Genomic DNA, 13,066 nt, shown 5'->3' with positions numbered 1-13,066 from the left:
GCTGGTTGGAGTAACTTATGGCTGGCCTGACAAAGAAAACGGGATGGCAAAACGACAAAGGGTTTACGCTGTTGGAAGTTCTCGTTTCCCTAGTCATTACCGGAATTGTTGCTGCAATGGTTTTGCAACTGTACATAAGTCAGTACCGGATGGCGAAGGAGCTGATGGCAGACGCCGATCTTTCCTTTGCAGCTGTCAGGGCGGGTCAAGTAGTGACCGCAGCAGTTTCTACAGCAGAAAGCGTCGTATGGACAGGTAAAGTATTACGTATCAGTTATCTTGAGAACGGCAAGGCCGTTACAGACAGCTACTATCTTGCCGACAAGGACTTTAACGGAGTCCCGGACTTGTACCGCGAGCATCTCGGTGTTCCGAATCCTGTAGCAAGTAAGATTTGTGAATTTCAATGTACTGGGGTTATGGATGGATTATGGCAAATCTCTCTGACGGCAGCACAGGCGGAGAAAACCGTTTACTGGCAAAGAACTGTTCGTGTAAGAAATTCTTCGGATTAAACAGGGAAAGCGGCAATGTGTCTTTGCTGGTTCTTCTCGTTACGTTTTCTTTATCCTGGATTGGGGTCCAGACTTTCATTCTGATTAGCTCGCAGGAACGTGTCGTTGTCTATGAGGCTCAAAAAGTAAAGACCGCTTATATGGCAGACAGTGGACTGGAATACGCCAAAGCAGTCTTCGCCCGGGACCCTTCCTGGCAGGGGACTCTGCAATACGATTCCGGGGGAGTGGTGGTTGAAATTGAAGGCATACGCGCCAATGACGTAACGCAGATCACATCCAGGGCAACAATGGAGAAGATAAAGCAATGCAGATATGGGGAGCTTGTCTTGGGAGAAGACGGGAAGTTCGAGCTTGCCGGATATAGGTATTGTTATGATTGATCAGTCCAAACCGGGATTCTGGAAAGATTTTGTACTTAAAGAACTTTACGTGTATGCCCGTGAAAACAAGGCGCTTATACCAAACGCTGATGAGATAGCTGCCCAGCTTGCCCTGCTTGATCAGGGAGCAAAACTTGAAGAACTTCTTGCAGTGTATTTGGCTGAAGAGGAAATCCTAGAATTTAAAAGCCGGATCTCAGGAATTAACATGATCAGTCTTGCTGAGCGACCTGTCAATGTGTCAGCAGCAAAATTAGTTTCGGAAGAACTGGCCCGAAAATATACACTGATTCCAATTGCGGCTCAGAATCAAAGAATCATCATCGCTATGGCGGACCCTACAGACAGAACCGCGTTGGATGATGTAATGCTTTTTACCGGATATCAGGTTGATCCGCTCCTGGCTTCTGCTGAAGAAATCAAAATTGCAATCCGGGAATGTTTTACCTTGGAAAGATCAGCCGGGGAGCACGCTCTTCTAAATTCAAACGAATCAGAGAGCTGGAAGATTGAAGAAAATGTCAATGCCCAGGAAACGCCGGTCGTCAGCCTTGTTGATTCGCTGTTTAGGCAGGCTGTTATTGAAAAAGCCAGTGATATACACTGGGAACCAATCGAAACTGGATTCAGCGTGAAATTTCGGATAGACGGGCTGTTGATGGTCAAGGAAAATTTGCCAAAGAATCTGTCCAGAAGTGTTACTGCACGCTTGAAAGTTATGTCGGGTCTGGATATTACCCAAAGACGCCTCCCTCAGGATGGCAGAATCATGCTGGACATTTCTGATAAGAAAATTGATGTCAGAGTTTCTACTTTCCCGACTGTCTATGGAGAAAAAGTCGTAACCAGGATTCTGGATAAGAAGACCGCAGGTCTTTCCCTGGAGAAACTGGGTATGCAGGAAGATATCGAGTACCAAATCCGAAAGCTTATCCGCCAGCCGCATGGGCTAGTCCTTATTTCCGGCCCAACCGGGAGCGGAAAAACCACCACATTGTATGCCCTGATCCGGGAGCTTCAATCTGAAACCATCAATATTGTGTCTATAGAAGATCCTGTTGAATACCGGCTTCCAGGAGTCAGTCAGGCCCAGGTCAATACCGGTATTGGCCTGGACTTTGCAAGCGGCCTGAGATCCATTCTTCGTCAGGATCCGGATGTCATTATGGTAGGGGAAATAAGAGACAGAGAAACCGCTAAAATTGCAACAGCCGCTGCGATGACCGGGCACCTTGTTTTATCTACCGTTCATACCAATACAGCAGCAGAAGCCCTTACCCGTTTATTGGATATGGATATTGATGCCTATATGGTAGCTTCGGCAGTTTGCGGGGTACTGGCGCAGAGACTTGTTCGGAGACTATGTCTGAATTGCCGGAAATTAAGACCGGTTTTCGCTGAAGAGAAGCAAATTTTTCACAGAGAAGCTGTATCAGCCATTTATGAACCGGTAGGCTGCTCCAAGTGCCATGGGACTGGATACAACGGCAGGATAGGAATTCATGAATATCTTCCCTACAATCAGGAAATCAAGGAACTCATTTTGCAAAAAGGCAGTGCCGCCAGCCTTGAAAAGGCCTCCAAAAAATCCGGAATGCTGATACTAAAAGAAGATGCGCTTAGGAAAGTCGCTGCCGGAATAACTTCTTTGGAAGAAATCATGAGACTGTGGGCGGAAAATAATGATTAGGATAATAAGAGGGTTTACGATTGCTCTGGAAATGGAAAGCTGTTGATCAAAATAGCAATATACGGAAAGGTTACTGGGCTGAGACTGACCGGAGCAGGGTTGTTTCCGGTCTAAGGGAACAAAATTTATATCCGGTAGGGATCAGCAGGGCATTGTTTACCCCGGTGTGGATCAAGTACAAGACAGGAAATAGAAAACTGTTTTGGGGGAGGATGGCACATAAGCTTGGAACAATGCTCGAGGCAGGCATTCCGTTGCTCTCGGTATTAGATGTCATTGCGGAAAGGGAAACAACCGGTTTACATAAAAATCAGTGGAAGCAGGTTAGCCAGTCGCTTCAGGCTGGAGTCGAACTTCATATTAGTTTACAAGGTATTATACCCTCTGCGGGACACCTGTTTTACACGATGGTCAAAGCCGGCGAAAGAAGCGGGACTTTGCCGGCTGCGCTGATCGATATGGCTAATTATTTTGAGGACGCGTATTTTTTTGAAAAGAAATTTAAAAACGCTTTGTTTTATCCGCTTCTGCTTTTAGTTGCAGCTTTGATCATTATCTATGCACTTAGCATTTTGATTCTGCCGATGTATGAAACTCTTTTTCAGGGATTTGAGACAGAATTACCGCTGGCGACAAAAATGATATTCAAAGTGGGCGGCTGTATTCCCTATTTGACAGCTGTTATCCCTGCCCTGGCAATAGCGGTATGGCTGTTCAATAAAAAGGGACATTTCTTCATCATACCTGGAACCGGTAAGATTAACAGAACCAGGCACCTCATTCAATTTTGTTCCGTCTTGGGAAGATTGCTGGAAGCCGGACTCTCCCTGCAGGAATCACTGCTCTTGGTCAAAACAATTTTCAAGGATCGTTTGATGCAGGAATTGACTGCGCAATTAATCTTCGCTGTCAATGAAGGAAGAAGAATGTTTTCCGTCATCATGATGAGTAAGCTGTTTCCTCCCGAAGCTGCCAAGATGCTGGAAGTCGCCGAGGAATCCGGCAAACTCAGTGAGATGCTTACGTATATGTCCCGGATGTTCAAAAAGGAGCTGGAGGAGAAAATTCAGCAATATACGAAGCTCTTAGAGCCTGCTTTGGTGTTTATCATGGCTGGTATGGTTGGCTTTGTGGCTATAGGAGTTCTCCTGCCGATTTTCGATATCAGCTCGCAGATTAATTGACTTAGTACAATTAAACATATATTTTTATTTGCTAAACAAACTTTACATGGAATAAAGCACGGACAAAAAATAAACTTTTGTCAGAACACAGGGAGGAATGTCTTGCGTGGTTAAAAATGAGAAAGGATTCACCCTTCTGGAAGTTATGCTGGTAGTCGTTATTCTGGCCATTCTCGCTGCAATTGTCATCCCGCGTTTCGTAGGGAATGCAGAAACAGCCAGGGAGAAAGCCGATATCACAACAGGACGTGAAGTCAAAGCAGCGCTGGACAGGTATCAGGTTGACAATGGAATATATCCCAAGATTGACGAATTATCTGCTGTAAACGGTACGATCACGGGTCTCGGATTTATCCCTAATTATATTGCCAGACTTGATTCAACGGTGACGCAACAAAAAGCCGAGACGGGGAAAATGGGGTTTGGTATTGCTGAGATTACCGGAAATACTTTTCCGGATCCAGAAAATTTGATCATGGTATACCTGAGTTCGGATGGATCTCAGGCTGAAGTTAAAGTTTTCGACGAAAGTCTTACTAGTACTTTATGGTCGTCTGTTTAGAAGGCAGGAAAGAAATGCTTATTTTGGAGATTGATGCTCAAGAAATAAGATTTTTTTATCGCTCAAAGCATCTTGGAAACAGGGCTTCCGAGATTGTCATCTCCAGCTTTCCACGGGAGACTTTTTCAGGGTCCGAAGGCAGCGACGCCGAAGAAAATCTTAAAATGGCTCTGGATGAATATCGTCAAAAAGACTGTCAGGGACGATTCGGGCAACGAAAATGTCAGGGAAAAGTCCCTGTTTATCTGTTGCTTCCTTTTCAGAATGGGCTGATCAGGGAATTTTGTATTCCTTGGGTTGTTCCGAAGTACCGAGATAAAACAGTTCATTTCTGGCTTGAACAGGAAGTTCCGGTTCCAATCGGCGAACTTTGTTATGAATACGTGGTATTGGATGAGAAGAAGAATGAATATCTCCGGATCAGCGTCATCGGCGTAAGGAAAACTACGCTTAAGTTTTATGCCCGGTGTCTTCAGCAGACGGGGTATGAACTTTGCGGTGCCGAATATACCGTTCAGGCTTTTGGCGAGATACTAGCACCTTTAAAAGAAGAAAAAATTCTTTGCCTGTTTAAACTTGATGATCAGAATATTCAGGCCGTCCAATATCGCAATGGTTTGCCGGAAGTGATCAGGGTGATCCCGGGCAGTGAGCCGGAGATTCCAAAATATCAGATTTATACTGCGCTGAAAGACTGTACCATTCCTTTCAACATCATTGTCACGGATGGAAGCGCTAAAGCCTCTCAGATAGCAGATAGACTGCTTGATTCCGGAGAAGCAGAAAGTGTCCGGACACTGGAATCCTTTGATCAGAAATTGGCTTCAAGTGAATTTTCAGCGGCCAGCCGTTCTAGAGATTTTCATCACCTGGCATTATTAGCCGGCAGGCAAAGAGTTAAAGAAAAGAAAAACTGCAATTTTGGCTGCGTTTTTTTGCGGCCGGCTAAATTAAAAACATGTCTGTTATTCCTGACAGTTCTTTTTGGAATTATTTTCGGGATGGGTTGTTACGACTATCCACGATTCAACGATATTTCTGAGCACCAGATAGAAATTGCGGCATTACAGGGACAGGTCGATGAAATTAACGCGGAACGTGAAAATCAGATTTGGTCGGAATGGAAACGGAACCGCAGTGATACATTTGGAGATTTGACAATGATTCAGAAGTCTTTAGCCAGCCTTGACACCAGTATACGTTTGAATCGTCTGAGTTATCGGCAGAATACGCTATACCTATATGCGGAGTGTTCTGATAATCTCAATATTACAAAGTTAATCGGACTCTTGACGGAAGAAGGCTGGAGGGAACCGGAGCTGACCGATTATGGTTACCGTGATCAAACGGTTTCATTCTGCCTGAGTGTAGAAAGAAAAAATAAGAAGTGAGGTAAGGATGTGTTTTTTAAATACCTCCAATTTTTTAAACGCTTTTTATCTGATAAAAACATCTTGCTTCAGAAAAATTTCTTATCTGAGCCTACTACAGGGTGGCGGTTTTTAGATAAGTTAAGTTTAAGCAGAATTGTGATCATGGGTACGAGTATCATTCTATTGGCCGTCATCGCAGTCCAGGTCCTGGCAGTAAGACCGTTGACTCAGCAATTAGATGCCGCCAGTGCAAAAGAACACTTACTCCAGCAGGAATATCAGGACATTTTGGCGGAAGAGGCTAAGAACAATCTGCTGATACCGAATCGCACCTACTTCCCGCAGATGCTGGAACAGATCAATCATTGCTTCAAATCCGAAAATGTTTCGGTTAAGGCCATGGATATCACCCAGCCGTCTATCAAAAAAGGGAATTTCTTTCAAGCCACGATCAAGGTAAACGGAGAAGGGGAACTGAAAAAAATACTCCAGGCAGTGAATACGATTCAGCGTCAGCAGGAGGTCCCTTTTTTGATTGAGGAGTTGGATTATGTTGATGGGGAAGCGGAAATCCATTTGAGTGTTCTTATTCGTTCTGAATAGAGGGGGGCGGGGAGCAAAGTGTTATGAGAAAGATAATCGTATTTGAGTAAGAAAAGGCCCATGGCAGAGGTCTTTAATGCATATCAACAGTAACCTGACAACCACAAACCCCATAATATGGAAATGTAGAAAGGGGTAAGGCTGTTGAAAAAGTATACGATAAAGACAGGAGATACATTCTTCCTTTTAGCCGGCCGAAATGGGTGCTGCTGGCAGGATATCGGCAAAGCAAACCCCGGGGTCGATCCCTGTGCTTTGGTCATCGGACAGGTCATTAATATTCCGGATCGTCAGACCTCCGGTTATGGTGCTTCCGGATCTGCTGGTTCAACTTATTCGAATGATCCAGGCAATTATCTTACTAGCGGGTATGCTCAGAAACGGTATGATGATGTAATCCTTGAAGTCGAAGGCGTAAAAATTCGGGTTGCCAGGATCGGTGAACCGACAGTTCCGCATGAGGTCCATTTTATCCTGCCGCGGACTGAAATCCGGAAAGTGGAATGTCCCGGGAATGGGGTTATTGAAACCAGCATTATGCTGAGCAATATTAATATTGTCAATTCTCCGCGGATTGAAGGCGAAAAATCTGCACTCGGGGTCATTTATCCTCAGGTTCAGAGCAGCGAGAAAACGAACAGTGAAGAATCAAGATAGACGTCTCTGACGCGGTTCCTGATGAATCGAAAGAATTCAGCAAAATTATTTTATAATTTTTATTTTTTTGTTATAATGAGATAGGCCTTATTTTGGGCACAAAAAGGCTATGTCATTATTTTTGTTTCTTTAGAAAATAATAGATAAAGAAGGGGAGACCTATGAACAGTATTCATGTTTTCCATGGTGTTAATCTTCATCTTCTCGGACAAAGGGAACCGGATATATACGGCAGAACGACACTTGATGAAGTGAACTGCAGACTGATGGAAACAGGCCAAGCGCATGGTTTCAACGTCGACTGCCGTCAGACGAACCATGAGGGCGAGCTTGTGGACTGGATTACGGAGCTAACGCCGTCTGATTTTTTAATCCTTAACCCCGGGGCCTGGACCCATACGAGCTATGCGCTTTACGATGCGATTAAAGGTGTAAACGTACCCGCTCTTGAGGTGCATCTGTCGAATATTTACGCCCGGGAAAGTTTCCGTTCCCATTCGGTGATCGCCGAAGCTTGCGTCGGGCAAATCAGCGGACTCGGGACAGACAGTTATTTTCTGGCCTTAGCCTATGCGCTGGAATTTCAAAAGTACCGTCAGAAAGAAAGGAATAGCAACCATGAGGCTGGACAAGATTCGCCGGAAGCTGGCCGAGAATAAACTTGATGTGCTGATCGTGACTTCACCGCCCAATATTTTTTATTTGAGTGGTTTTTCGGGAACCAGTGCAACCTTGTTGATCGACCCCGAACACGCCATTCTGTTCACAGACTTCCGATATATCGAACAGTCCGAGGCGGAAGCACCGGGTTTTGAAATTATCAAAGTGACCGGAGATCCCTATGCAGTCATCGGGGAAATGATTAAAGGGCTGTTCGTAATAGGAATTGAGGAAGAGGCTTTGTCCCTGGGCGATTTCCAAAAACTGCAGCAGGCTCTAAGCGGGCATAGATTTGAGAATGCTTCCGCGATCTTTAAGAACCTTCGGCAAATTAAGGATGAAACAGAAATTGCGCTGATTCGCAAAGCGATTGAAATCACGGATCATGCTTTTGCCCAGACGCTCAGCAAGATTTATCCGGGAATGACGGAAGAAGAGCTTTCTCTGGAACTGGAGTTCTTGCAAAGGAAAATGGGTGCCAGCGGGCGTTCGTTTGACTATATTATTGCCTCGGGAACACGTTCCGCGCTGCCGCACGGTGTGGCTTCCAGCAAAAAGATACAAAAAGGGGAATTTTTAACGCTCGATATTGGAGCGATCTACCAAAGGTATTGTTCCGATTTTACGCGGACGCTGTTTTTGGGAAAGCCTGAGAGCAAGCACCTGGAAGTTTACGATATCGTGCTCGAGGCGCAGCTGGCTGGGCTTAAAGCTCTGAGGCCCGGCGTTAAGGTTAAAGATGTTGACGCGGTAGCCAGGGAAGTGATTACACGTGCCGGTTACGGTGAATATTTCGGTCACAGTCTGGGGCATTCCCTTGGGATCGAGATCCATGAGACGCCGTATTTAAATACCCGTGATGAAACGGTACTTGAACCGGGGATGGTGCTTACGATTGAACCCGGAATTTATATCCCTGACTGGGGCGGCGTCAGAATTGAAGATGTTGCGTTAGTCACAAATTCTGGGGCGGAAGTCTTGACACAAACGCCAAAGCAGTGCATTATTATTGATTAGTGGTATTACTTGTATCCGTTATTGATACATAAAAAAATCTACAATATTATAGGGGGATCAGCAAAATGATTTCTTCAAACGATTTTAAAACCGGAGTGACGATTGAACTGGATGGCGATATATTTCAGATAGTCGAATTCCAACACGTGAAACCTGGCAAAGGCGCTGCTTTTGTGCGTGCCAAAGTTAAGAATGTCAGAACGGGCGGCGTTGTCGAAAAGAAATTCAATGCCGGGGAGAAAGTTCCCAGAGCCCGTCTGGATCGCCGTGAGATGCAGTATTTGTATAAAGACGGTGATCAATTTGTTGTGATGGATAATGAAAGCTATGAGCAGATTATGCTGACCGAGGCTCAAATTGGCCAGGAAGTCAAGTGGCTCAAAGAAAATATGAACCTTGGCGTCTTGCTCTATAATAGCGAAGTCATTGGGGTAGACCTTCCCAATACAGTTGTGCTTAAAGTAACGGAATGTGAGCCCGGAGTCAAGGGTGATACGGCCACAGGTGGTACGAAAGCTGCTACTGTCGAGACTGGCGCTACGGTTCAGGTTCCATTCTTTGTGAATGAAGGCGATGTCTTGATTATCGACACCAGAAGCGGAGCGTATGTTTCTCGGGCTTAGTCATCTTAGCTATTACAAAAAGAATGATTAGAATAAAATGGGTTGTTGGCAAGTAATTTTCTTGAGCAGCAACCCTTTTTTATTTGGCTCATTTCCGGACCGTAAAATTATCTTCCAGCAAAGCCCAGTTTTGAGGGAAGGGATAGGCTAAAGCCCAATAACTAATACCTCTTAATCTATAAGCTTTGACGGTATCAAATTTGGCCTGGGCACTGCGGGCATCCTCAAACCACACTTCGTGACCGCTTCCTTGCGAATCCGTATACCGGAAGAAAGGGGACTGGGTAACCGTGTCATACTGGATCTCAGCACGATATCGAAGGGCTCTGGACATTGCTTCATCCATCCCAAAGGTTTCGGCAATTTGTCCGGAGACATGCGGCAAAAGCCAATCTCTGGCATAAATTTGAAAGCCAAAAAAGATTTTGTCTCTTGGAATGACTGAAACAGCATAATCCAAAACCCGTTTGATCTGATTCAAGGGAGAAATTGCCTGCGGTGAAGCACCACGCCAGCCCCATTCATAGGTCATGAGAATAACGAAATCTACAATTCGGCCATGGGCTGGATAATCGTGTGCCTCATATAGCAGTCCCCGTTGTTCAGCACTTAATTTTGGCGCTAAAGCCGTTGAGACGAAGAAACCCTCTGCATGAAGACGGATTACGGCTGTTTGAAGCAAAGCGTTATAAGCTTCCCTGTCTTCGGGAAGCACGTTTTCAAAATCAATGTTAAGTCCCCGATAACCCTTTTCTTTCATGATATTGATGGCATTTGTCATTAATCGATTAATGGCTTCGGTATTGGTCAAGACCAGATGAGCAAGATTTTCTCCACGCGTAGTTGACGTAAAGTTGGTAACGGACATCATCGGGACCGCTTTTTTTGTTATGGCAGCTTGAATGAACGGAAGATCGTCGATTGCCTGCAGACTTCCATCTTCTCGAATTAAGTAAGCGAAAGGACTTAAATATGTAAGATGTTCAGCTTCCCGATTGACAGCAGCAAGCGCATCCTGACTGAAACGATAGATATAGCCATTGACATCAATGGTTGGGCGAGGCTTACGCGGGATCATGAGTACAGTGCCCGGATAAATTAAATTGGGGTTCGTGATATTATTGACCTTAATGAGGTCTTGTAAGGAGACCTGATATTTTTGAGCAATAAACCATAAGGTCTCCCCAGCAAGAACGCGATGCCGCCTGGCAGGAATGGTGATCAACTGACCAGGATAAATATTGGCAGGGTTCGTAATCTGATTGTTCTGGAGAATGATTTGTACGGTCGTCCCATAAATCTGGGCAATCTTCCATAATGTTTCTCCCGATTTCACAGTATGGAAGACATCTTCAGTTGGTATAACTAATGCTAGTCCGGTTAGCAGTTGTACAGGTTCAACAAGTCCGTTCACGCTTATGATTGATGCCGGCGAGACCCGATATGTAATTGCAATCTGATCCAAAGTTTGATTCGCTTTGACGACATGAATAAGCATAGAGCACCTCCTACTCCTTTTCATGTAAGATATGTAGAAAAGAAACTCAAGGTGATTTATCTTTTAGCAAGGAGCCTTTCACGTTCAATTTTCTTTAAAAACGACCCTTGAGGTCGTTTTTTATTTTTCTCCGAACAAACTGGTAATTCTAAAAACGTTTTTTGGGACATACCTTCTAATACAGAGGAGGTTAAAACATGAAGGTAAGCTTTGCTTCACCTTTAACGGAAGTCCCTGGGAATAAAAATGATGCACTCTTTAATCCGGAATCCGAGGCTGAAGGGATTATCCGTTGGTTTGGGGAACGGCTAGGCGGGATGATCCGTAAGGCGGCAGGGACGTTACCTGACACGGAAAATATTGAAGAAATTCGCCTTAGAATCAATCAGCCTGTCCTCTTCAGAACAGGAACCAGGGAATATTTTTGTACTTCGGCAGGGCAAACCGGAACAAAGAATCTAGCGTATATTGTCAAGCGCGAAGACCTATTGGAAACGCTGGAAAAAATGACCTTCAGTTCTGTCTATGCCGCTGAGGAGGAATTACGGCAGGGTTTTCTAACTTTGCCCGGTGGGCATCGCGTGGGATTAAGCGGAGAAACAGTTGTTGAACATGGTAAGATCAGGATTATGCGCCATATTTCCGCTTTGAATATTCGTTTAGCCAGACAGCCGGAAATGATCATTCCGGAATTGCTGGGCTTACTGATCAATCAGGAAAATACAGTCTGCCATACGTTGCTTGTTTCACCTCCGAGAGCAGGGAAGACCACAATGCTGAGATTCTTAGTTAAAAATCTCAGTAACGGTGTACCTCAGCTAAAACTAAAAGGTCATACCGTCGGCGTGGTTGATGAAAGAAGTGAAATTGCCGGGATGTGGCAGGGCATCCCTTCTTTCGACCTTGGCTGCCGTACAGATGTACTGGACAGATGCCCCAAAGCCCAGGGACTGATCATGCTGATCAGGTCGATGGCGCCCGAAGTGGTTGCTGTTGATGAACTGGGGGGGCGGGAGGATGCCGCGGCTCTTGGGGAAGCCGTTCGCTGCGGCGTTAAGATTCTCGCAACGGTCCATGCCGGTTCTCTGGACGAACTGCAAAAAAGGACCCATCTGAGGGAATTGCTGAATAGAGAGACTTTTGAAAGGATTGTTGTGTTAAGCAGGGCAAATGGTCCGGGTACGGTGGAAGCCGTTTATGACATGGCGAGCGGCGTTAATTTGTTTAATAAGCCTTCCATGGCATCGCGACATTCGTACAATGCTTAGATTCATCTCACAAACAATTGAACTATTTTTTGGGCAAGTCTGTGGGGCACAATACCGCTTTTCGGCTATTGCGCCATCCATGGCGAGTCGCTCCTTGCCATCCATGGCATCGCCGACATTAGGCCATCCGTGGCCGTCAAAAAGCCGCACTCCCCATCGTGCTCCGCTCACAGCGGTAATGTACCCCACAGACTGATGATAAGTTTGCTTATGTCAGTCACTAAGCCAGGAGGGCAGTTATATGAAGAATGTTTCACTAGTTGATCGGTCCGCTTTATTAGGCCGTTGGAGGCGAAAAGTATGTTGGTTGCAGGCTATCTTGCCCTGATTATTGGATTTGGCTGTTTGGGGATTATCAGAGCAAATCAAATTAAGAAACGTCCGCAGGAAATCAGGGAAATGATCAATGCCTTGGCGTTGCTGGATACTGAGATATACTGGGGAGCAACACCCCTGCCGGATGCTTTCCGGGTACTTAAGGAAAGAACCGGTCCTCCCTGGCAGGCGTTTTTTGCGAGTCTCGAGGAAAAGATCAGAGCCGGAGAAAATGCTTCTCAGGCCTGGAAAAAAAGCATTGAAATGCACCGCCGGAAAACCTGCCTGACAGATGACGATTGGCTGGTGATCAGCGGAATCAGTCAGGGATTGGGCAGGTCGGACCGGAATGAACAGCATAAACAGCTCGAACTTGTTCAGCGGCATTTGGCAGGCGTAGACGAAAAGGCCAGGCAGCAGGCAGAAAGCAGGGCAAAGATGTGGTCTTACCTCGGTTTCCTGGGCGGAATTGCGGCTGTCATTATGATCATGTGAGGAGGTAGGGTTCGCGATGAGTATTGACCTCATTTTGAAGGTAGCAGGTATTGGTCTATTGGTGGGCATTTGTGCAATTATCCTGAATGAGGCCGGTAAGAAAGAGCAGGCCCAGATGGTTACCATTGCCGGGGTTGTGGTCGTGTTGTATCTGGTCATCCAGGGAATCTCCGATCTGTTTGTTCTGGTGAAAAGCGTATTTAATCTATACTAGGGGGCTCTG

15 protein-coding genes are annotated in these 13,066 nt (G+C 45.5%); 14 read left to right on the top strand and 1 reads right to left on the bottom strand.

Going from position 1 to position 13,066, the window contains the following annotated elements; all coding sequences use genetic code 11:
• Positions 1-17 precede the first annotated feature (17 nt).
• From C1I38_RS09965 to efp, 11 genes are all read left to right on the top strand, one after another.
• Entirely contained in the window at positions 18-515 is a 498-nt protein-coding gene (locus C1I38_RS09965; RefSeq protein ID WP_119774846.1) for a prepilin-type N-terminal cleavage/methylation domain-containing protein, read from the top strand.
• Entirely contained in the window at positions 431-898 is a 468-nt protein-coding gene (locus C1I38_RS09960) for a hypothetical protein (RefSeq protein ID WP_243109306.1), read from the top strand. The genes C1I38_RS09965 and C1I38_RS09960 overlap by 85 nt, the downstream gene beginning before the upstream one ends.
• Entirely contained in the window at positions 870-2,588 is a 1,719-nt protein-coding gene (locus C1I38_RS09955) for a GspE/PulE family protein (protein ID WP_243103648.1), read from the top strand. The genes C1I38_RS09960 and C1I38_RS09955 overlap by 29 nt, the downstream gene beginning before the upstream one ends.
• A 20-nt stretch (positions 2,589-2,608) precedes the next feature.
• Positions 2,609-3,772 (top strand): type II secretion system F family protein, encoded by a 1,164-nt coding sequence (locus tag C1I38_RS09950; RefSeq protein WP_199698227.1) that lies wholly within the window; start codon positions 2,609-2,611, stop codon positions 3,770-3,772.
• A gap of 106 nt (positions 3,773-3,878) precedes the next feature.
• Positions 3,879-4,334, top strand: coding sequence for a prepilin-type N-terminal cleavage/methylation domain-containing protein (locus C1I38_RS09945; protein WP_119774847.1), 456 nt, complete (start codon positions 3,879-3,881; stop codon positions 4,332-4,334).
• Positions 4,335-4,348: 14 nt separating this feature from the next.
• Entirely contained in the window at positions 4,349-5,725 is a 1,377-nt protein-coding gene (locus C1I38_RS09940; protein WP_119774848.1) for a hypothetical protein, read from the top strand.
• 144 nt (positions 5,726-5,869) lie between these two features.
• Positions 5,870-6,310, top strand: coding sequence for a hypothetical protein (locus tag C1I38_RS09935; protein WP_119774943.1), 441 nt, complete (start codon positions 5,870-5,872; stop codon positions 6,308-6,310).
• 144 nt (positions 6,311-6,454) lie between these two features.
• Positions 6,455-6,967 carry a LysM domain-containing protein gene (locus C1I38_RS09930; RefSeq protein ID WP_119774849.1) on the top strand — a complete coding sequence of 171 codons (513 nt, stop codon included), beginning with the start codon at positions 6,455-6,457 and terminating at the stop codon, positions 6,965-6,967.
• Between the two features lie 161 nt (positions 6,968-7,128).
• Positions 7,129-7,626 carry a type II 3-dehydroquinate dehydratase gene (gene aroQ / locus C1I38_RS09925; RefSeq protein WP_119774850.1) on the top strand — a complete coding sequence of 166 codons (498 nt, stop codon included), beginning with the start codon at positions 7,129-7,131 and terminating at the stop codon, positions 7,624-7,626.
• Entirely contained in the window at positions 7,586-8,644 is a 1,059-nt protein-coding gene (locus C1I38_RS09920) for a Xaa-Pro peptidase family protein (RefSeq protein WP_119774851.1), read from the top strand. Before aroQ ends, C1I38_RS09920 begins: the two co-directional genes overlap by 41 nt.
• Positions 8,645-8,709: 65 nt before the next feature.
• The gene (efp, locus tag C1I38_RS09915) at positions 8,710-9,267 is read left to right on the top strand and encodes an elongation factor P (RefSeq protein WP_015042509.1); all 558 of its coding nucleotides are present in this window, start codon (positions 8,710-8,712) and stop codon (positions 9,265-9,267) included.
• Positions 9,268-9,355: 88 nt separating this feature from the next.
• Here the strand turns inward: efp and C1I38_RS09910 are convergent, their stop codons facing one another.
• The gene (locus C1I38_RS09910; protein WP_119774852.1) at positions 9,356-10,765 is read right to left on the bottom strand and encodes a LysM peptidoglycan-binding domain-containing protein; all 1,410 of its coding nucleotides are present in this window, start codon (positions 10,763-10,765) and stop codon (positions 9,356-9,358) included.
• Positions 10,766-10,962: 197 nt separating this feature from the next.
• On the opposite strand from C1I38_RS09910, the gene spoIIIAA reads away from it, so the two are divergent.
• From spoIIIAA to spoIIIAC, 3 genes are all read left to right on the top strand, one after another.
• The gene (gene spoIIIAA / locus C1I38_RS09905) at positions 10,963-12,033 is read left to right on the top strand and encodes a stage III sporulation protein AA (protein WP_119774853.1); all 1,071 of its coding nucleotides are present in this window, start codon (positions 10,963-10,965) and stop codon (positions 12,031-12,033) included.
• Between the two features lie 300 nt (positions 12,034-12,333).
• Positions 12,334-12,843 (top strand): stage III sporulation protein AB, encoded by a 510-nt coding sequence (locus C1I38_RS09900; protein WP_119774854.1) that lies wholly within the window; start codon positions 12,334-12,336, stop codon positions 12,841-12,843.
• A 16-nt stretch (positions 12,844-12,859) separates the two neighbouring features.
• Entirely contained in the window at positions 12,860-13,057 is a 198-nt protein-coding gene (spoIIIAC, locus tag C1I38_RS09895) for a stage III sporulation protein AC (protein WP_015042513.1), read from the top strand.
• The last annotated feature ends 9 nt before the right edge of the window (positions 13,058-13,066 follow it).

This window comes from Dehalobacter sp. 12DCB1 (assembly GCF_004343605.1).
GTDB lineage: Bacteria > Bacillota > Desulfitobacteriia > Desulfitobacteriales > Syntrophobotulaceae > Dehalobacter.
This window is presented reverse-complemented; position numbering and strand designations above follow the sequence as displayed.

Excerpts from the sequence above, each read along its gene's own strand:
- C1I38_RS09900 (WP_119774854.1), top strand. The coding sequence starts at position 12,334 with ATGTTGGTTGCAGGCTATCTTGCCCTGATTATTGGATTTGGCTGTTTG.
- spoIIIAA (WP_119774853.1), top strand. The coding sequence starts at position 10,963 with ATGAAGGTAAGCTTTGCTTCACCTTTAACGGAAGTCCCTGGGAATAAA.
- spoIIIAC (WP_015042513.1), top strand. The coding sequence starts at position 12,860 with ATGAGTATTGACCTCATTTTGAAGGTAGCAGGTATTGGTCTATTGGTG.
- C1I38_RS09960 (WP_243109306.1), top strand. The coding sequence starts at position 431 with ATGGCAAATCTCTCTGACGGCAGCACAGGCGGAGAAAACCGTTTACTG.
- C1I38_RS09910 (WP_119774852.1), bottom strand. The coding sequence starts at position 10,765 with ATGCTTATTCATGTCGTCAAAGCGAATCAAACTTTGGATCAGATTGCA.
- aroQ (WP_119774850.1), top strand. The coding sequence starts at position 7,129 with ATGAACAGTATTCATGTTTTCCATGGTGTTAATCTTCATCTTCTCGGA.
- C1I38_RS09940 (WP_119774848.1), top strand. The coding sequence starts at position 4,349 with ATGCTTATTTTGGAGATTGATGCTCAAGAAATAAGATTTTTTTATCGC.
- C1I38_RS09965 (WP_119774846.1), top strand. The coding sequence starts at position 18 with ATGGCTGGCCTGACAAAGAAAACGGGATGGCAAAACGACAAAGGGTTT.
- efp (WP_015042509.1), top strand. The coding sequence starts at position 8,710 with ATGATTTCTTCAAACGATTTTAAAACCGGAGTGACGATTGAACTGGAT.
- C1I38_RS09920 (WP_119774851.1), top strand. The coding sequence starts at position 7,586 with ATGAGGCTGGACAAGATTCGCCGGAAGCTGGCCGAGAATAAACTTGAT.
- C1I38_RS09935 (WP_119774943.1), top strand. The coding sequence starts at position 5,870 with ATGGGTACGAGTATCATTCTATTGGCCGTCATCGCAGTCCAGGTCCTG.